14 protein-coding genes are annotated in these 19,927 nt (G+C 69.8%); 4 read left to right on the top strand and 10 right to left on the bottom strand.

The features are described from left to right. The first annotated feature begins 69 nt into the window (after positions 1-69). Entirely contained in the window at positions 70-1,803 is a 1,734-nt protein-coding gene (gene glpD / locus ACQEVO_RS25660; RefSeq protein ID WP_432918054.1) for a glycerol-3-phosphate dehydrogenase, read from the top strand. 48 nt (positions 1,804-1,851) lie between these two features. Here the strand turns inward: glpD and ACQEVO_RS25655 are convergent, their stop codons facing one another. The 4 genes from ACQEVO_RS25655 to vapB form a co-directional block, all read right to left on the bottom strand. Continuing rightward, positions 1,852-2,046 (bottom strand): hypothetical protein, encoded by a 195-nt coding sequence (locus ACQEVO_RS25655; protein ID WP_432918051.1) that lies wholly within the window; start codon positions 2,044-2,046, stop codon positions 1,852-1,854. Positions 2,047-2,159: 113 nt separating this feature from the next. After that, positions 2,160-2,939: a DNA-formamidopyrimidine glycosylase family protein gene (locus ACQEVO_RS25650; protein WP_432918048.1), complete on the bottom strand. Its 780-nt coding sequence runs from the start codon at positions 2,937-2,939 to the stop codon at positions 2,160-2,162. A 333-nt stretch (positions 2,940-3,272) separates the two neighbouring features. Further along, on the bottom strand, positions 3,273-7,943 hold the full coding sequence (locus ACQEVO_RS25645) for an ATP-dependent helicase (protein WP_432918046.1): 4,671 nt from the start codon (positions 7,941-7,943) through the stop codon (positions 3,273-3,275). 52 nt (positions 7,944-7,995) lie between these two features. Further along, positions 7,996-8,244 (bottom strand): type II toxin-antitoxin system VapB family antitoxin, encoded by a 249-nt coding sequence (gene vapB / locus ACQEVO_RS25640; RefSeq protein ID WP_432918043.1) that lies wholly within the window; start codon positions 8,242-8,244, stop codon positions 7,996-7,998. A gap of 99 nt (positions 8,245-8,343) precedes the next feature. Here vapB and ACQEVO_RS25635 point away from each other — a divergent pair, with 99 nt between their 5' ends. Continuing rightward, complete coding sequence (locus ACQEVO_RS25635; RefSeq protein ID WP_432918040.1) at positions 8,344-8,895, top strand: histidine phosphatase family protein; 552 nt, start codon at positions 8,344-8,346, stop codon at positions 8,893-8,895. A gap of 17 nt (positions 8,896-8,912) precedes the next feature. Here the strand turns inward: ACQEVO_RS25635 and ACQEVO_RS25630 are convergent, their stop codons facing one another. Continuing rightward, on the bottom strand, positions 8,913-10,916 hold the full coding sequence (locus ACQEVO_RS25630) for a serine/threonine-protein kinase (protein WP_432918037.1): 2,004 nt from the start codon (positions 10,914-10,916) through the stop codon (positions 8,913-8,915). Positions 10,917-11,385: 469 nt separating this feature from the next. Here ACQEVO_RS25630 and ACQEVO_RS25625 point away from each other — a divergent pair, with 469 nt between their 5' ends. Next, the gene (locus tag ACQEVO_RS25625) at positions 11,386-11,745 is read left to right on the top strand and encodes a hypothetical protein (RefSeq protein WP_432918034.1); all 360 of its coding nucleotides are present in this window, start codon (positions 11,386-11,388) and stop codon (positions 11,743-11,745) included. Between the two features lie 44 nt (positions 11,746-11,789). Here the strand turns inward: ACQEVO_RS25625 and lat are convergent, their stop codons facing one another. Continuing rightward, positions 11,790-13,142, bottom strand: a complete 1,353-nt coding sequence (gene lat / locus ACQEVO_RS25620; protein ID WP_432918031.1) for an L-lysine 6-transaminase — start codon at positions 13,140-13,142, stop codon at positions 11,790-11,792. A gap of 86 nt (positions 13,143-13,228) precedes the next feature. After that, entirely contained in the window at positions 13,229-13,681 is a 453-nt protein-coding gene (locus tag ACQEVO_RS25615; RefSeq protein ID WP_432918028.1) for an Lrp/AsnC family transcriptional regulator, read from the bottom strand. Between the two features lie 112 nt (positions 13,682-13,793). Here ACQEVO_RS25615 and amaB point away from each other — a divergent pair, with 112 nt between their 5' ends. Then, positions 13,794-15,329: an L-piperidine-6-carboxylate dehydrogenase gene (gene amaB, locus ACQEVO_RS25610; RefSeq protein ID WP_432918026.1), complete on the top strand. Its 1,536-nt coding sequence runs from the start codon at positions 13,794-13,796 to the stop codon at positions 15,327-15,329. Positions 15,330-15,765: 436 nt separating this feature from the next. Here amaB and ACQEVO_RS25605 read toward each other — a convergent pair whose 3' ends face one another. From ACQEVO_RS25605 to ACQEVO_RS25595, 3 genes are all read right to left on the bottom strand, one after another. Further along, positions 15,766-16,710 carry a patatin-like phospholipase family protein gene (locus ACQEVO_RS25605; protein WP_432918023.1) on the bottom strand — a complete coding sequence of 315 codons (945 nt, stop codon included), beginning with the start codon at positions 16,708-16,710 and terminating at the stop codon, positions 15,766-15,768. 129 nt (positions 16,711-16,839) lie between these two features. Continuing rightward, entirely contained in the window at positions 16,840-18,630 is a 1,791-nt protein-coding gene (locus ACQEVO_RS25600; protein WP_432918020.1) for an acetyl/propionyl/methylcrotonyl-CoA carboxylase subunit alpha, read from the bottom strand. Positions 18,631-18,923: 293 nt separating this feature from the next. Continuing rightward, complete coding sequence (locus ACQEVO_RS25595; RefSeq protein WP_432918017.1) at positions 18,924-19,784, bottom strand: sulfurtransferase; 861 nt, start codon at positions 19,782-19,784, stop codon at positions 18,924-18,926. Between the last annotated feature and the right edge of the window lie 143 nt (positions 19,785-19,927).

Raw genomic sequence — 19,927 nt, 5'->3', positions numbered from 1 at the left:
GCATAGTGTGTAGGGCGAACTCACGGAAACCACAGCCGACCTTGTCGAACGCGTACTCCAGGAGTGGATATGACTGTGCAGTCGGGAACGCAGTTTCTGGGACCGGAGCAGCGGCGTACCGCCTGGGACCGGCTGGGTAAGGATCATTTCGATGTGATCGTGGTGGGCGGCGGTGTCGTCGGTGCGGGTATCGCGCTGGACGCCGCCACCCGGGGACTGCGGGTGGCGCTGGTGGAGGCGCGGGATCTGGCATCGGGCACATCGAGCCGTTCGTCGAAGATGTTCCACGGCGGCCTGCGCTACCTCGAACAGCTCGAATTCGGGCTGGTGCGGGAGGCGCTGAAGGAACGCGAACTGTCCATGGCCCGGCTCGCCCCGCACCTGGTGAAACCGCTGCGCTTCCTCTACCCGCTCACCCGCCGGGTGTGGGAGCGCCCGTACGTGGCCGCGGGCTTGTTCCTCTACGACACCATGGGCGGCGCGAAATCCGTACCGGGGCAGAAGCATCTGTCCCGGCACGCGGCGCTGCGGCTGGCCCCGGGCCTGCGGCGCAATTCGCTCGTCGGCGGGATCAGCTACTACGACACAGTGGTCGACGACGCCCGCCACACCATGACCGTGGCCCGTACCGCCGCCCACTACGGCGCGGTGATCCGCACCTCGACCCAGGTCGTGGGTTTCCTGCGGGAGGCCGACCGGGTGGTCGGGGTCCGCGTGCGCGACAGCGAGGACGGCCGTAGTGCCGAGGTCCGCGGGCATGTGGTGATCAACGCGGCCGGGGTGTGGACCGACGAGGTGCAGGCGCTGTCACAGCAGCGCGGACGGTTCCATGTGCGGGCGTCCAAAGGTGTGCACATCGTGGTTCCGCGCGACCGGATCGTCAGCGATGCCGCGATCATTCTCCGCACCGCCACCTCGGTGCTGTTCGTGATCCCGTGGGACGCGCACTGGATCGTCGGCACCACCGATACCGACTGGAACCTGGACCTGGCCCATCCGGCGGCCACCAAGGCCGATATCGACTATCTGCTGGACCGGGTGAACCAGGTACTGGTCACCCCGCTGACCCATGACGATATCGACGGTGTGTACGCGGGGCTGCGGCCGCTGCTGGCCGGGGAGAGCGACGAGACCTCGAAACTGTCGCGCGAGCACGCGGTCGCCCGGATCGCGCCGGGGCTGGTCGCCATCGCGGGCGGGAAGTACACCACCTACCGCGTGATGGCCTACGACGCGGTGGACGAGGCCGCGCAGGACATTCCTGCCCGCGTGTCGCCCTCGATCACCGAGAAGGTGCCGCTGCTCGGCGCGGACGGGTACTTCGCGCTGGTGAACCAGACCGTGCAGCTCGCCGAGGAATACGGATTGCATCCGTACCGGGTGAAGCATCTGCTGGACCGCTACGGTTCGCTGATCGACGAGGTCATGACACTGGCCGCGGACCGCCCGGAGTTGCGGCAGCCGATCACCGCGGCGCCCTCCTACCTGAAGGTGGAGGCCGTATACGCGGCCGCGGCCGAAGGCGCCCTGCACCTCGACGATGTGCTGGCCCGGCGGACCCGGATCTCCATCGAATACCCGCATCGCGGTGCCGACTGCGCCGAAGAAGTGGCCGGATTGATGGCCGGGGTACTCGGCTGGGACGCGGCCGAAACCGAGCGGGAGGTCCACACCTACCTGGCCCGGGTCGACGCCGAGGTCCGCTCGCAGACCCAGCCCGACGACGCCTCGGCCGATGCGCTGCGGGTCGCCGCGCCGGAACCGCGGCCGGAGATCCTGGAGCCGGTGCCGACCGAGGGATGAGCTGCGCGGCGCTGTTCCACGCCGAGACATCTCGCGGCGTCGCTTTTGTCAGTGAGTCGCGGGAGCGGTATCCGCGGGCGCGGTGGTGGTGATGGCGGGGCCGAGGCGAGCGGGGGTGTGGCCCGACGGGCTGGAGACCGGATGGAGCAGGAAATAGCAGAACAACACGGTGGCCACGACAGCCAGTACCGCCGACAGCAATTTGCCGGCGACGGCTGCCAGATGGACGGTTCGGGTGTTCATGTGACCTGCTTCCGGTGCGGTACCCGTGTGTCGTCGCGAGGGCGCCGATCATTACCGCACCCATGGCGTCCGTCACAGAAGTGGCAGCGGCCGATCTGCGACAGGCTATCCGCTCACTCCGGCGGGACCTGGCATTTCGGGCAGAAGTAGATACCGCGTTCCCGGCGGCTCACCCGGTCCGTACCCGGGGCCGTCTCACCGAGGAGTTCGACCCGCACCGCGGTGCCACACCGCTGACAGGGCCGGCGCGCCCGGCCGTAGACCAGCGGCCGCCAGGGCGGCTGATGCGCCGCCCGATGCAGCACCCGGTGGGCTTCGTTGACCAGGGCGAGCAGATCGTCCACCTCGGCTACCGGCCGCGCCGGATGTACCCGGCGCAGAAAACAGACCTCACTGCGATAGATATTGCCGATCCCGGCCAGGTTGCGCTGATCCAGCAGGGCGAGCCCGATCGGTAGCTCGGGTTCCCGGGCGAGCCGGGATACGGCCTCGGCCGGGTCCCACTCCGGACCCAGCAGGTCGGGGCCGAGATGCGCGATCGCGGCCGGTTCGTCGGCGCGGCGCAGCACCTCCACCAGCCCGAGGTCGAATCCCACCGCCTCGACCTCGGCGGTACCGAGCACCAGCCGCGCGGTGACCCGCGGTTTGGTCCAGCGTTGCCCGCAGTGGAACACCCGCCAGCTGCCTTCCATCTTCAGATGGGTGTGAATACTGACTGTCTCGGTGCGGACGAACAGGTGCTTGCCGTAGCTCGCGACACTGTCCACCACCTGGCCGCGCAGATCGACGGTCGCATAGCGCGGCACCCGGAAATCGCTACGGGTGAGCGTTTCACCCGCCAGCGCCGCCCGCAGCCGCCCGGCGGCCAGGAACACCACATCACCCTCGGGCACGGGTGCCTCGTTTCGGCGCGGGCAAGCCGGCAGATGTGAACCGGCGCCTCGCCCCCGCCGGCCATCGGTCGGGTCGGTGCCGGGCGAGGGACAGGTAAGTGGTCGGCTGTGCTGCCCGCCCCCGTGGGCCGGCGGCCCACAGGCGGCCGCGGTCGAAGTGCGGACGACCGGCCTCGGCAGGTCGCGAGCGAGGTATCGGCTGCGGGACGCGGTCGCGGCGGAGGTGAGCCGCGACGGCACGATGCGGCGGCGGTATCGGCCGTGCGGTGCTCGTACGGTTGAGTGAGCGGCCGAAGACCATGGCGTCCATCCGGGCCTGCGGTCGGGTGCTGCTCATCGGCGGCCGCGCAATCGCAGGCCGCGAGGCGTGGCGGTGAACCCGGCCGCGGTGAGGAAACCGGCCAGCGTATTGCCGTGTACCGACTCACCGTCGACCCGATCGATCACCAGGGAATCCACCTGCCCGGAACGCACCACCTCCGCCAGCGCCGTTGCGGCGGCGTGCCGGGCATCCGGATCTTCGGTGCAGGTGAGCAGGGTTCGGCCGCCGCGTTCCAGGTACAGCACGAGTTCGCCGTCCACCAGCACCACCAGTGCGCCCGCCTTACGGCCCGGGCGATGGCCGGCCTCGCCCGCGGTTTTGGGCCAGCCGAGCGCGGCGCCGTACGGGTTCGCCGGATCGCAGGCCGCGAGTACCAGCGCCGAGCCGGCCGGCCGCCGGTCGCCGTCGAAGGTACGTAATCGGTCCACCACATCGGTGGTGGAGAACTGGGCGCCACCCAGGGAGTCCACGAAATAGCCGCGGCGGCAGCGGCCGCGGTCCTCGAATTCGCTGAGCACCCGGTAGGCGAGGGCGAATCCGCCGGGCATGCCCTCGTTCTGTACCGCGCCCTTGGTCACTACGCCGTAGCGTTCCAGCAGCAGGTCGGCGGTGGCATGGGCGCGCACGGTGTTGTCGAGGGCCCGGTCGGGCAGCAGCGACCACCGGCCGGCGACCGTGGGCGGGCCCGATCGGGTCGGCAGGGCCGGGCGCGGCAGATAGGCCCGGCCGCGGGGCGCGCGCCGCGGGGTGCGGTGCGCGGCCGGAGCCCGGGTGGTTCCGGACAGGCGCGCGCGAACGGGTGCGAAGGTATCGCCGGACACCAGGCCCGCCCAGACGAGATCCCACAGCGCCTCCGCGACGCGGGGGTCGTCGAGGACCCCACTCGCGTCGGCGAGCTGACGGAAGAAGTACGCGCCGCCACCACCGCGGAGCGCCGCCGCTCCGTACCCGGCCGGCGACCGGCCATCGGACACGGCGGCCGTCGCGGCGGAATCCGCGCTCGACCCGGAGTACCGGGATGTCGAGGCGGAGCCGGCCGGCGGCTCGGGGGAACGCGCAAGTGACCCCGCTGCCGTCCCGGTAGCCGGTTCGTTCGAATGCGGCGACCAGGCGGCGGGATCGGCACCCAGGACGGTGAGGAGGGTGAGGTGCAGTTCGCCGAGTTCGAGCTCGTCCGGGGGCGGGAGGGTGAGGGGCGCCTGGTCGGCGGGGTGCAGGGCGATCCAGCCGTCTTTGGCGTTGATCGCGCCGTGCCCGGACCAGCGGACCTCACCGGTGGCCATCAGTTCGTCGAGCAGCGCGGGGCTGTAATCCCGCACCCGCGCCGGTAACACCAGTGATTCCCATGCCGACGCCGGGATCGCGACACCGGCGAGCTGGTCCACCACCGCGGCCACCCCGTCGATACCGCGCAGCTCTCCGGTGCCCACGTGCTGCCAGTCGGGCAGGAACCGCGCCAGTGCGGCGGTGGCGACGGGTTCCACCTCGTGCCGGGCGGCGGCCAGGCTGCGGCGGCGCAACCGGCGCAGCACCTGCGCGTCACACCATTCCGACCCCGCCGTCTCGGGCGTGAATTCGCCTTCCACCACACGTTTTTCGATGGACAGCTGATGCAGCGCGGAGGTGACGACGGCGGTGCCGAGCCCGAAGCGGTGCGCCACCGATTCCGTGGCGAACGGCCCGTGTGTGCGGGCGTATCGGGCCACCAGATCGCCCAGCGGATCGGATACCGGTTCGATGAAGGCGGCCGGGGTGCCGATCGGCAGCGGGACACCGAGGGCATCGCGTAGCCGCGCGGCGTCCTCGATCGCGGCCCACCAGACCTTGCCCGCATAGGACACCTCCAGCGCCCGCCGGGCGCCGGCGAGTTCCGCGAACCAGTCCGCCGGGTCGTCACGGCAGCGCTGCCGAGCCTCCTCGGCGGTGAGCGGGCCGAGCAGCCGCAGCAGATCCGCCAGACCTTCCGCGTCCCGGGCCCGGCGTTCCGGGGTGAGCCGCTGCAGTTCCAGTTCGGTCTGCGCGATGACCTCGCCGTCCAGCAGTTCCCGCAGTTCGACCCGGCCCAGCAGTTCGGCCAGCAGACCGGAATCCAGCGAGAGGGCGGCGGCGCGGCGTTCGGCCAGTGGGCTGTCGCCGTCGTACATGAACTGGCCGATGTAATCGAACAACAGGGCATTGGCGAACGGGGAGGGGGTGGCGGTCTCCACCTCGACCAGCCGGATCTGCCGCCGCGCCACCCGGCCGAGCAGCTCGCGCAGCGCGGGCAGGTCGTACACATCGCGCAGGCATTCGCGCACCGTTTCCAGCAGGATCGGAAAATCCGGGAATTTGCGTGCCACATCGAGCAATTGCGCCGACCGTTGCCGCTGCTGCCACAGGGGTGCGCGTTTCCCGGGATCCCGGCGCGGCAGCAGCAGCGCCCGGGCCGCGCATTCGCGGAACCGGGAGGCGAACAATGCCGACCCGCCCACCTGCTCGGTGACCAGATCGTCGATCTCGTCCGGTTCGAAAACGAACAGGTCGGCGCCCGGCGGGTCGTCGGTGGTATCGGGAAGGCGGACGACGATCCCGTCGTCGGAGGCGTTGGGCGCCGCGTCCACCCCGAACCGTTCCCGTAGCCGGGAGCCCACCGCCAGGGCCCACGCAGCGTGCACCGGCAGGCCGTAGGGGGAGTGCAGGACCAGCCGCCAATCGCCCAGTTCGTCCCGGAACCGTTCCACGACCAGGGTTTTGTCGGTGGGCAGCCGGCCGGTGGCGGTGCGCTGATCATCCAGCAGCGCACGCAGATTGGCGACCGCGTTCTGGTCGAGACCGGCGGCGGTGGTGTGCGCGGTGAATTCCCGTTCGGCGTTCTCGGCACCAGCGCGGCGCACGAATTCGCCCAGGGCGGCGCCCAATTCGGCCGGCCGGCCGAGCGAATCACCGTGCCAGAACGGTAACCGGCCGGGATGGCCGAAGGCGGGGGTCACCAGGACGCGGTCGTAGGTGATGTCCTCGATCCGCCAGCTGGTGGCGCCGAGCGCGAAGACATCGCCGACCCGCGATTCGTAGACCATCTCCTCATCGAGTTCGCCTACCCGAGAGGCCTTTTCGCCCACCATGTACACGGCGAACATACCGCGATCGGGGATGGCGCCGCCGGAGGTCACGGCCAGCCGCTGCGCGCCGGGCCGGCCGGTGAGCGTACCGGCGTCGCGGTCCCAGACCAGCCGCGGGCGCAGTTCGGCGAATTCGTCGGAGGGGTAGCGCCCGGCCAGCAGGTCCAGGACCGCCTCGTACGACGAGCGCGGCAGCGCCGCATAGCTGCCGGTGCCGCGAACGGTCTCGAACCAGGTGTCGACATCGAGCGGTTCCAGCGCGCAGGCCGCCACCGTCTGCTGCGCGAGGATATCCAGTGGATGCGCCGGAATCTTCAGTTCCTCGATCTGCCCGGCCAGCATGCGCTGGGCCGCCACCGCGCAGTGCACCACATCGGTGCGGTGCTTGGGAAACAGCACGCCGCGCGATATCTCGCCCACCTGATGGCCGGCCCGGCCGATCCGCTGCAACCCACTGGCCACCGAGGGCGGCGCTTCGACCTGCACCACCAGATCCACGGCACCCATATCGATACCGAGTTCGAGACTGCTGGTGGCCACCACACAACGCAGGCGCCCGCTTTTCAGATCGTCCTCGATCAGTGCCCGCTGCTCCTTGCTCACCGACCCGTGGTGCGCCCGGGCCAGCAGCGGTTCGGCGCCGTGGCTGACCTCGGTGGACGGGCCGAGCTGGGCGGGCGGGGCGTGCGCGGTCGCCACATTTTCCCCGGCCTGTTCCGCATACGTCTCGTTGAGCCGGGCGGTGAGCCGTTCGGCCAAGCGCCGGGAATTGGCGAAGACGATGGACGATCGATGGGCGAGTACGAGGTCGACGATCGCGGCGTCCACATGCGGCCACAGCGAACCCGGCTGGTCGGAATCGCCGGGTTCCGTCATATCCGCGACCGGCACCCGCACCGACAACTCGAACGTTTTGGGCGCGGGCGGCGAAACAATGGTGATCGGTGCCGAACCCACCAGGAACCGGCCCACCTCTTCCGCCGGCCGCACCGTCGCCGACAACCCGATCCGCTGCGCCGGCCGCTCGGTGAGGGTGTCCAGCCGGGCCAGCGAGAGGGCCAGATGCGAACCGCGTTTGGACCCCGCGATCGCATGCACCTCGTCGACGATGACGGTGCGGACCCCGCGCAGCGTCTCCCGGGCGGCGGAGGTGAGCATCAGGAACAGTGATTCCGGGGTGGTGATCAGGATATTCGGCGGTGTCCGCTGCAACCGCCGCCGCTCCTGGGCCGGCGTATCCCCGGACCGCACGCCCACACTGATCTCCGGAGCCGGTAGACCCAGCCGCCGGGCCGTCTGCCGCACACCCACCAGCGGGGCGCGCAGATTGCGCTCCACGTCCACCGCCAGCGCCTTCAGCGGCGAGATGTAGAGCACCGAGGTCCCCGCCACCGGCGGATCGGCGCGGGCGAGTTCATCGATGGCCCACAGGAACGCCGACAGCGTTTTCCCGGATCCGGTCGGGGCGATCACCAGGGTGTGCTCGCCGGCCGCGATCGCCCGCCACGCCCCCAGCTGTGCGTCCGTCGGCGCGGGGAACGCACCCGCGAACCACTGCTGGGTGGCGGCGGAGAACTCGGACATGGATCCCAGTGTGCACCCGGGCACCGACAGTCGCCGGAGGCCGGGCGCATACTCAGGTCGGATTGCCCTCGACCAGCTCCTGGTCCCCGGTCTCGCCGTCGGGAAGGTCGGATGTCCGCAGGTCGCGCAGGAGTTCGGCGAGGCGAACCAGATCGCCGGTACTCACCCCACCGACCGGCCGGAACTCCCGGTCGAGCCGGCGGCGGAGGAATTCGGTTCGGGATACCCCGAGCGCACTGGCTTGCCGGTCTATCTCGTCGATAATTGCGCCGGGCACGGCACGGATCAGAATATCGGTCATCCTCGATCACCTCCTGCTCGTGGGGGCACGACAGGCCGGGAGCCGGCGGTGGATCGGGGCCGGCGACCGGTGACAGTCCGGTGTTTCTATGCTTCGACGGTGCCAGGTGTTCGCAAACTCGATCTGATCTCCCACGGCATCACCGAGGCGCTGCGAGCGGCGCGATTCCCGGCCGACGAACCGCTCACCCCGGCGGGACGGGCGGCGCTGGCGGACCGGGCGTTCGAACCACCGGCGGGCGCACGGGTACTGGTGGGTCCGGAGCGGCGAACCAGAGAGACTGCCCGGCTGCTCGGCTTGGCCGCCACACCACACTCCAGGTTACGCGATCTTGACGCCGGCGCGTGGTCCGGCGCGGAACTCGCGGCGCTCGGGCCGGCGCAACTGCACGGCTGGCGCACCGACCCCGGCTACCGGGAGCACGGCGGAGAATCGATTCGCGAGCTGCTGGAACGGGCCCGGGACTGGCTCGCCGAGCTCGGCACCGCGCCGGCGACCGCCACGATCGCGGTCACCCATCCCGCCGTGATCCGGGCGGTACTGGTGGTCGCGCTGGACGCGGCGACCGAATCGTTCTGGCGCATCGATGTGGCGCCGGGCAGCCGGACCACGTTGCACCACCGCGGCGCGTGGACGGTACGCCTGCGGTAGCTCCGCGGGGACGCACCCTAGCCCAGCGACACCGAGGTCCCGAGGGACAACGGGAAATCGCGGAACGTCATACTCGCCGGCACCGATCCGGCCGGTACCTCGTACACCAGATGCGTGCCCAGGGATTCCCCCGGCTGCAGCGTGCGCGGTGCGGCGGCGGTCGCGGCACGCTGCGCGGTGGCCGTCACATCCGGGCCGAACTTGCCGCCGGCCACATCGTGCAATTCCTGCCCCAGCGGGGTGTAGGTCTTCGGCTCCGGGGCGATATTGCGGACGGTGAAACTCACCACCACGAACATGCCCTGTGCTCGGTCGAAACCGATCGAGGTCACCTCGGATTCCACATTCCGCACGGTGAATTCGAAACTGCCGTCGCGGACCGCGGTACCCGCGGTGGCGGTGGTCCGGTCGTCGGGGGAGAAGAAGTCGATGGACCCCACACCCTGCACCAGCGCGGCCGCACACCCGCCGATCAGCAGCAGCGGGATCACCACCAGCACGATCAGCCAGAACACGACCCTGCTCAACAGGCTCTTCCGCCGCCGGGGTGGAGCCGGCCGCGTCCGCGGCCTGCGCCGGGCGGTGCGCCGGCCGGGCGGTGCGGGATAGCGGCGAGCGGGCGGCGCGGGCGCTCCCGGCCGGACTCCCGCCGGCACCGCTTCGCGACCCGCCACTGCGCTTGCAGGCCGGTAACCCGCCATGCCGCCTGCCGGCCCGTGACCCGCCACGGCGCCTGCCGGTCCGTGACCTACCACCGCACCGGCCGGCCCGTGGCCCGGTTCCAGCCGGGTGTAGGCGCGCGTCGGCGGATATCCCGCTGCGGCCGCAGCACCGCCTGCGCCGGCCGCGGCGAAACCTGTGTACGGGCGGGTGCCAGGGTGCGCCGCCGCCTCGTATCGGCGAGTGCCCGCCGGCCCCCCGGCGGGTTCGGAGTGGTTGCCCGGTGTCTCGTACCGGCGGGTTCCGGCCGGACCGGCGGCCGATTCGAGGTGGCTGTCCGGTGCCTCGAATCTCCGGGTGCCGGCCGGGCCACCGGCTTCGTGGTGACTGCCCGGAAAGCCCGGTGTCTCGTACCGGCGGGTGGCCGGGTGATCCGGCGATTCGTCTCGGCGGGTGTCCGCCGGGCCCGGGTCGACCTCGTAATGGCGGGTGCCGGGATGTTCGGCGGCGTGACCGGAGGACGCGGCCGGAAGCGGGCCCGCGACTCCCAGCGCTGTCGCGGCGGCCCGCGCGAACTCGCCGGCCGACGGGAAGCGGTCGGCCGGTTCCTTCGCCAGCGCCCGGGTGATCGCCGCATCCAGCCGGTCCGGTAGCCCCGGGACCAGTGCCCGCACACTCGGCGGGGTGGTCGTCAGGTGGTCGTGCATCTGCCGCGCCGGATCGGTATCGCCGAACGGGCGGATACCGGCCAGGCATTCGAACAGCACGCAGCCCAGTGAATAGATATCGGCGCGGGCGTCGGTCTCCCCGGTGAACCGTTCCGGCGCCATATACGCCCAGGTCCCCACCGCCAGGCCCGACGCGGTCAGCGCGGTACTGCCGGCGCCGTGCGCGATACCGAAATCGATCAAGTACACGAAACCGTCGCGGCGGACGACGATATTGGACGGTTTCACATCCCGGTGCACCAGACCGGCCCGGTGCGCCGCATCCAGCGCGGCCGCGGTCTGGGTGACGATCTCGACCGCCCGCTCCGGCGGGAGCGGCCCCCGGTGCAGGATCCGCGACAGATCCTCGCCCTCGACGTACTCCATCTCGATGAACAACCGGCCGTCCAGCTCACCGTGCGCGTGGATGGCCACGAGATGCCGATCACGTAAGCGGGCGGCGAGCTCGGCCTCCCGCTCGAACCGGCTCCGGTAGGTCGGGTCGGCCGCGAGCTCGGCAGGCAGCAGTTTCAGCGCGACCCGCCGGCCGGGCCGCCCACCCACGGGATCGGCATGCGCCAGCCACACCTGACCCATACCGCCCTGCCCGAGCAGCCGCTCGAGCCGGTACGGGCCCAGTCGCTGCCCAGCCATGCCCAAACCCTTCCTGTGACCGTCGCGCCGCCGCTACCGGCGGGCGTAGTGGTCCGGGGCACCGCACCGGGCCCCGGACTGTACTCCGACCCTAACCGTGACCGGCTGCGCGGCACAGCGTGACCGGTCGCACCAAACGAGCCGGTCGCCTGGAGCAGGGCGGTGGGCTGGACCGCGAAGGTTGCTGTGTTTTCGGCGCGCTGGCGCGCGCGGGGTTTTGGCCCCCTCAGTCCCTGCGTTCAGCCCGCGATACTCGCGCCTGCGGCGCATCGTCTCGCGGGCTGAACGCAGGGACGGGCCAAAACCTCCAAATGCCTCGCTGAACTCGGCGCCGCCGTGGTTGCGTTTGATTCCGGGGTTATGGACTGGAATCGGTGCGTCCGAGACGGATGTGGGCAGATTTCGTCGAACCTTGGCGACATGCGGTTGTGGGCGGTGTGGCGCCGGGATGTTATGCCAGGGTGATGGTGTGGAGCCGATCGAGATCAATGCGGGGCAGTGGTATCTGCGGGCCCTGCGGGCCGATGAGCGCATCGATGACCGGCCCGCGCTGGTGGACGTGGGAATCACGGACGCGGGGTATGTGGCGCGGCGGAACGCTCAGTGGGTGGCGGAGTCCCACTTCTCCTGGGCGGTGTGTGAGCCGACCACTGCGGAGTTGGTGGCCGAGATCGTGGTCGAGCCGGGGGCGGACGGCGTCGCCCGGGTATCCGGCCGGGCGCGCCCGGGCCGGGAGCAGGCGTTGGCGGCCGGTGTGCGGGCGGTGTGCGGGTTCGTCGAGGGGGCGCTCGGGTTTCGACCCGAGGTGGTCGGTAGCCCGCAGCGGTGATCGCAGACCTTCCGAGTCGGCTACCGGTAGCGGCTCCGGATCGCTCAGGCGGGCTGCCGCAGGACCCGGTCCAGGGCCGCGACGGCGGCTTCGAGTTCCTCGCGTTCCACTGTCAGCGGCGGCCGGAAACGGATTCCGCGCGCACCGGTGCCGATCATCAGGACGTGCTCGCGGACCCGTAGCGCGGTGAGTACCGCGTCCCGGAACGCGGTGTCGGGCAGGGTTATCGCGCACATCAGGCCGCGGCCGCGGGGGTCGGTGACGGCCGGATGCCGCTGGGCCAGCTCGCGTAGCAGCGTCTGGAGATGCTCGCCGAGGACCGCGGCGCGTTCGATCAGCCCGTCGCGTTCGACCACCTCGAGGATCCGGCGGACGCGGACCATATCGGTGAGGTTGCCACCCCAGGTGGAGTTGAGCCGCGACGACACCGCGAAGACGTTGTCGGGTACCTCGTCCACCCGTCCGCCGGCCATGATCCCGCAGACCTGGGTCTTCTTGCCGAATGCCACCACATCCGGTTGTAAGCCGAATTGCCGGTAGGCCCAGGTGCTTCCGGTCATACCGACCCCGGTCTGTACCTCGTCGACGATGAACAGGGCGTCGTTGGTGTGGCACAACCGCTGCATCGCCTGCAGGAACTCCGGTCGCATATGCCGGTCGCCGCCCTCGCCCTGGATGGGTTCGGCGATGAAACAGGCGATACCGTTCGGCCGGTCGGCGAAGGCGCGGGCAGCCTGCTCCAGCGCGCGGCGTTCGGCGTCTTCGATATCGCCGGGCCCACCGAGGTACGGGGTTTCGATGCGCGGCCAGTCGAACACCGGGAAGCGCGCGGTTTTCACCGGGTCGGTATTGGTGAGCGAAAGCGTGTAGCCGGTGCGGCCGTGGAACGCCCCGGTCAGGTGCAGCACCCCGGTTTCACGGCCGGGTATCGCTGTGCGGCCGTGTAATTCGTTGTGCCTGCTCTTCCAGTCGAACGCGGTTTTGAGCGCGTTCTCCACGGCGAGCGCGCCGCCGTCGATGAAGAACAGATGCGGTAGCCGCGGATCGCCGAGGACCCGGGCGAAGGTGTCCACGAACCGCGCCATCTCGACGGTGTAGATATCGGAGTTACTCGGTTTGTTCACTGCCGCCGTGGTCAATTCGTTGCGGAACGCGGCGTCGCCGGCCAGCGCCGGATGGTTCATGCCGAGGGCGCTGGAGGCGAAGAAACCGAACATATCGAGGTAGTCGGTGCCGTCGCGGGCGTCCACCAGGTGCCGACCGTAGGAGGCGGGCAGGTCCAGGACCAGATCGAATCCGTCGGCGAGCATATTCGCCGACAGCGTCTCGTGGACGCGGGTTGCGGGGATGCGTGCGGTGTCACCGCCGGCGCCGGAGCGCTCCAGTTCGATGGTCACATCCCCGACGGTACGGGAGCCCGATCCACCCTTCCGGTAAATTTTACTGCCGGAATCAGAACGAGAAGAAATTGTTACGCTAACAGCTACTTCTCGTAGAATGTCTGCAGGATGATGGTGCTTCGCGTGCGGACATTGGCGGTCGCCCGGATCTGCTGCAGCAACTGCTCGAGATGCCGTGGGGAGGCCACCCGGACCAGCAGGACGTAGCTCTCGTCGCCGGCCACCGAATGGCAGGCCTCGATACCCGGCACCTGCTGCAGCAGCGCGGGCGCGTCATCGGGCTGGGACGGATCGAGAGGAGTGATCGCCACAAATGCCGACAGCAACTGCCCCAGCGCCTCGGGATCGACGTCGGCGGTATAGCCGCGGATCACCCCACGGGCCTCGAGCCGACGCACCCGGGACTGTACAGCGGATACCGAAAGACTCGCCTTCTCGGCCAGATTGGACAAGGTCGCCCGACCGTCGGCCATCAGTTCCCGGATCAGCAGGCGATCGATCTCATCCAGGGTCGGTTTTGCCGGTGTTTCCGCCATCAGCGAAGGCTAACGTAGCGGACACACCGCCGGAACACTGTTGTGAACGTTCATTCTCCGGCCGTGCCATTCGCACAGCGTATTTCGTCCGGCCGAACCCGAGGAGTTCGCGATGACCGAGATCGACAGCGAGACCCGAACCGTCCGATACTCGCATCGAGTGGACGCCCTGCTGGGCGCTCTGGATATCGACCGCCCGCCGGCCGGCGAGATGGCCGTGCACTGTCCGATCACCGGCGAGGTACTCATCGGCCTGCGCCCACACGCACCCGCCGAGATCGGCACCGCCATCGGTGAGGCCGCCGCCGCCTTCGGATCCTGGCGGACCGTCCCGGCACCGCAACGCGCGGCGGTGGTCCGGGAACTGGCCGTGCTGCTACGGCGCCACCAGGACGAACTCGCCGAACTCGTCACCCTCGAGGTGGGCAAGATCCCGGCCGAGGCGCGGGGCGAAGTTCAGGAGATGATCGATATCTGCGATTTCGCGGTGGGGTTGTCCCGGCAGCTCTACGGCTACACGATGGCCTCCGAACGGCCCGGGCACCGCCTGATGGAAACCTGGCATCCGCTCGGTGTGGTGGGCGTGATCTCGGCGTTCAACTTCCCGGTTGCGGTGTGGGCGTGGAACACCGCGATCGCCCTGGTGTGCGGTGACACGGTGGTGTGGAAGCCGTCGGACCGGACCCCACTGACCGCATTGGCCTGTCATGCCCTGTTACGCCGCGCGGCGCGCACCGTGGACGCCGATCAGCGCATCCACCGGCTCGTGCTGGGTACCGGTGCGGCCGGGGCGCAACTGGTCGACGACGAGCGGGTGGCACTGGTGAGCGCCACGGGTTCGGTCGCGATGGGCAGGCAAGTGGGCCCACGCGTGGCGGCCAGATTCGGCCGCTGCCTGCTGGAGTTGGGCGGTAACAATGCCGCCGTGGTCGCCCCCTCGGCCGATCTCGACCTGGCCGTCCGCGCCATCGTCTTCGCCGCGGCCGGTACCGCGGGCCAGCGCTGTACGACACTGCGCCGGCTGATCGTGCACAGCCGGATCGCGGACGAACTGCTGGACCGGCTGGTGCGGGCGTACCGGCAGTTGCGGGTCGGCAACCCGCTCGACCCCGATGTGCAGGTGGGGCCGTTGAGCGGGCCAGAAGCGTGGGAACGTATGCGCGACGCGCTCGTCCGGGCCCAGCGCGACGGCGGCGAATTACTGTGCGGGGGCAACGAGGTCGCGGTCGACGGAGTGGGCCCGGAGGCTCGCTACGCCCACCCGGCGATCGTCCGGATGCCGGCCCAGACAGAGATCGTGCGCGAGGAAACCTTCGCCCCGATCCTGTACGTCCTCACCTACGACGATTTCGACACCGCCCTGGCGCTGCACAACGGTGTACCGCAGGGGCTCTCCTCGGCGATCTTCACCACCGACCAGCGCGAGGCCGAACGCTTCCTGGCCGCCGACGGGTCGGACTGCGGTATCGCCAATGTCAACATCGGCACCTCCGGCGCGGAGATCGGTGGCGCCTTCGGCGGCGAGAAACACACCGGCGGCGGCCGCGAATCCGGGTCGGACGCGTGGAAGGCGTATATGCGCCGCGCCACCAACACGATCAACTACTCCAGCGACCTGCCGCTCGCCCAGGGCATCCGCTTCGACTGACCGGTCGCTGCTTTGCGCCTCGAACGCCATGCGTCGCCACCCGGCCCGTTTGCCGCATAGGTTCCGCTGCCGACGCCGACCGGTTCGGGGATGAATGCCTGGTATCCGGGCACGCCTCGTCGCGAGGTGGCTCGACGACCGGATCACCGCCGTGGGCGTCCCGGGGCGCTACGCGGCCGAAGCCTTGCAGGAGTGGTTCATTGCCGCCGATCGGAAACGGTCCCCGGCTCCACCATCCGACGGCGCCGGCCGGCAATCCCGGTGACGGGTGCTCGCCGATGACCATGGTTCGCGTCCGCCGCGCTCGGTGAACCCGTCTCCGGGCACCGTCGGATTCCGACGCCGAGGGGCAGCGCCGAGTGTGCGAAGGGGCGGGCCCGGCCTGTTCACCTCCCAGCGTTCGCTCGGTCGACCGGCGGCGCCGGGGACGGCGAACTCAGCAGGGTTCGGCGGCGATGGGGCTGAGCTGGGCGAAGAAATCCCTGACGGCGCGGCGGCCGATATCCATCCCGCGGGTGAGGATCCCCGGATCGGTTTCCACGCTGCTGATATCCGGTGACCCCGCGGGCGGGTGGATCTGATGCGCCGCGGCGCCCATTCCGGCGATCACACCGTCTTCGAGTGCCTGCTGTCCGGGGCGTTCCCTCCATGCCTGGTAGGCGCCGGGTGCGGTGAGCCGCATATAGGTGCCGCCGACGAGGTGGTGCAGCCGCGGCGCGGGTGGGCGGCGTTCGTCGGCGCGCCGGGTGCGCAGGATCAGCGCGTGCGTCGCCCCACCCTGCAGGGCGCTGCGGACCGGGACCGTTTCGGAGAGCCCGCCGTCGAAGTACCGGCGGCCGCCCAGCGCCACGGGCGGGCCGGCCAGCAGCGGCAGCCCCGAGGACGCGCGCAGCGCCGTTTTCAACGTGTCCTTGTCCACGATGTAGGGATGCAGGTCCACCGGCAGGCCGGTGCCGATATCGGTGGCGATGGGGTGGAACGTGGTCTCGTTCGCCAGGATGGCCGGGAAGTCCATCGGGTGCAGGCCGTCGTACACCTTGTGCACGAGAAAGTTCAGATCGAAGGCGGGACGCCCCCGTAGCATCCGCCTCGGGTCGATCGCCCGGCGCATGATGGCGGCGTCGGTCCAGGCCTTCATCCCGCGGCCCGCCCGGCCGCACAGCAGCCAGGCCGCGTTGATGGCGCCCGCCGACGTGCCGTAGACGGCGTCGAAGATCTTCGCCAGCCCGAGTTCCTCGAGAGCGTGCACCATCCCGCTGGAGTACACCCCGCGGCTGCCGCCGCCTTCGATCACGAGAACCAGCCGATGGCTGTCGGATCGGCTGCCGGATGCGAAACGGTCGCGGATCACCTCCGCGACCGTCGGTTGTACTGCGCTCACCAGGTCACCATACGCCCGAGCGGGTGCGCGATATCGATCGCGCACCCGCTCGGGGTGACTGTGCACTCAGTGTTGGCCGAGTTGTCGGCGCGCTGTCGCACGCCTGTTCGCGGGCGAACCGCCCGGCGGCTACTTGATCTCGGCGAGCACGGTGCCCTGGGTGATGGCGGCGCCGGCCGCGACGCTCAGACCGGTGACCACACCGGCCTTGTGCGCGTTGACCGGGTTCTCCATCTTCATGGCCTCGAGCACCACGATCAGGTCGCCGGCCTCGACCGACTGCCCTTCCTCGACCGCGACCTTGACGACAGTGCCCTGCATCGGCGCGGTGACCGCGTCACCGGAGGCCGCACCGCCGCCGGCGCCGCCCCGCGTACGCGGCTTCGGCTTCTTGCGGATCGCACCGCCACCGGCCGCGGGCGCTCCCGAACCGACCGAGAACTGGCCCGGCAGCGAAACCTCTACGCGGCGGCCGCCGACCTCGACCACGACCTTCTGGCGCGGCTCGTCGTCTTCCTCGACCGGGGCGCCGCTGGTGAACGGCTCGACGGTGTTCTTCCACTCGGTTTCGATCCACTTGGTGTAGACGTCGAACGATTCGCCGTTGCCGACGAACGCCGGGTCCTCCACGATCGCCCGGTGGAACGGGATCACGGTGGCCAGGCCCTCCACGTGGAATTCGGCCAGGGCGCGCCGCGCCCGCTCCAGCGCCTGGGTCCGGTTCTCGCCGGTGACGATCAGCTTGGCCAGCATCGAGTCGAACTGGCCGCCGATCACGCTGCCGGCCACCACACCGGAATCGACACGCACGCCCGGGCCGGTCGGCTCGGAGTACGCGGTGACCGGTCCCGGGGCGGGCAGGAAGCCGCGGCCGGCGTCCTCGCCGTTGATCCGGAACTCGAACGAATGTCCACGGGGGGTGGGATCCTCGGTGAGCTCCAGTTTCTCGCCGTTGGCGATGCGGAACTGCTGCCGAACCAGGTCGATCCCGGAGGTCTCTTCGGTGACCGGGTGCTCGACCTGCAGGCGGGTGTTGACCTCGAGGAACGACACGGTTTCGCCCTGCACCAGGTATTCCACGGTGCCGGCACCGTAGTAGCCCGCCTCCTTGCAGATCCGCTTGGCCGAAGCGTGGATCTCGGCGCGCACCGCGTCGGACAGGAACGGGGCCGGGGCCTCCTCGACCAGTTTCTGGAAGCGGCGCTGCAGCGAGCAGTCGCGGGTGCCGGCGACGATCACATTGCCGTGCTGGTCGGCGATGACCTGGGCCTCGACGTGGCGGGCCTTGTCCAGGTACTGCTCGACGAAGCATTCCCCGCGCCCGAACGCGGCCACGGCCTCACGGGTGGCCGATTCGAACAGCTCGGGGATTTCCTCGATGGTGTGCGCGACCTTCATACCGCGACCGCCACCACCGAACGCGGCCTTGATCGCGACCGGCACGCCGTACTTCTTCGCGAACTCCACGACCTCGGTCGCGTCCTTGACCGGATCCTTGGTACCGGCCGCCATCGGCGCGTTCGCGCGCTCGGCGATATGGCGGGCGGTGACCTTGTCACCGAGGTCACGGATGGACTGCGGGGAGGGGCCGATCCAGATCAGCCCGGCGTCGAGCACGGCCTGGGCGAAGTCGGCGTTCTCGGAGAGGAAGCCGTAGCCGGGGTGGATGGCGTCGGCGCCGGACTTGGCGGCGGCGTCGAGGATCTTGTCGAAGACCAGATACGACTCGGCCGAGGTCTGCCCGCCCAGGGCGAACGCTTCGTCGGCGAGCTTGACGAAGGGCGCGTCGGCATCGGGTTCTGCGTAAACCGCGACACTGCCGAGGCCGGCGTCCTTGGCCGCCCGGATAACGCGCACGGCAATCTCGCCTCGGTTAGCTACGAGTACCTTCGTGATCCGCGCGCTGGCATGGCTGGGCACTGAGCCTCCTGTTGCAATCTCTGTGGTCGCTGTGCGGGATGGGCCGCGCCTCGGCACCGCTCCCGCGGATCGGGGTCCGCCGGTCCGTAGGGGGATCGGATCGCTTTGTGGGCTCCGCTTCCGTGGGGTCGGATCCGCTGCGCGGGCTCCGCGCCCGTGTCGACATGTATGTCTCCGGGCGAGTGTAGGCAGTCTGCCAACAATGCCGGAACTCGGATAGCCCTACTGGGCAGTAGGTGGCACATCACACTGTTTCCGTGATACGGGTGCGGGGCGTCACAACTATGCGGTGATCACCCCGCGTTACCTGTGGCGATGGGCATCCGTACGGAGTTGCCCCATTCTGTCCAGGAGCCGTCGTAGTTGCGGACCGTAGCGCAGCCGAGAAGGTATTTCAGCACGAACCAGGTGTGGCTGGAGCGTTCGCCCACCCCGCTGTAGACGGTGAGCGGGTCGGCGGCGGTGAGGTGACCGTAGATCGCATCGAGTTCACTACGCGGCCGGAAGCGGCCGTCGGGCCTCAGGGCGCTGGTCCAGGGAATGTTGACGGCGGTCGGGATATGCCCGCCGCGCAGTACGCCGCGGGCGGTGTCGTCGGAGAAGCCGGCGAATTCCTGCGGGGAGCGCACGTCCACCAGCGCCGTGCCGAGATGTTCGAGGACATCTTCCCGGAACGCGCGGACGGCGGCGTCGTCGCGACGGACCAGGGGATACCGGCTGCGGGGGCGCTCGGGGGTTTCGAACACCGTGTCGCGGCCCTCGGCGATCCAGGCGTCGCGGCCGCCGTCGAGCAGGCGGACATCCCGGTGGCCGAACATGGTGAAAACCCACAGCGCGTGCGCGGCGTGCGAGTTACCGTCATTGCCGTACAGGACGATGGTGTCGTCGTATTCGATGCCCTGGGCACACATGAGTTCGGTGAACCGCTCACCGTCGATATAGTCACGGGTCACCGGGTCGTCGAGATCGCTGCGCCAGTCGAGCTTGCCGGCCCCCGGAACATGGCCTATGCCGTAGAGGAGGACGTCGGCATTACATTCGATGATCTTCAGACCGGGGGTACCGAGGTTTGCCGACAACCATTCCGTGGTTACCAATCGGTGTGGGTAAGCATACGAGCCGAAGGCGGGATATGGGTCCGGGGCGACGGGCACGTTCGGGGTCCTTCACAGGAGGCGGGCAGTGCTGACGACAGGTTCGAGCCGCACTGTGCATAGTAAGTGTGACTTGACGTGAACTTGTTGCAGAGCACAAAGTCGGTGCAATGGGCGAATTAGCCGCGTACGGCTCCGATAAA

The sequence above is a fragment of the Nocardia sp. CA-290969 genome, from assembly GCF_050936135.1.
Classification (GTDB): domain Bacteria; phylum Actinomycetota; class Actinomycetes; order Mycobacteriales; family Mycobacteriaceae; genus Nocardia.
The sequence above is the reverse complement of the archived record's forward strand: the minus strand, read 5'-3'. Positions and strand labels throughout refer to the sequence as shown.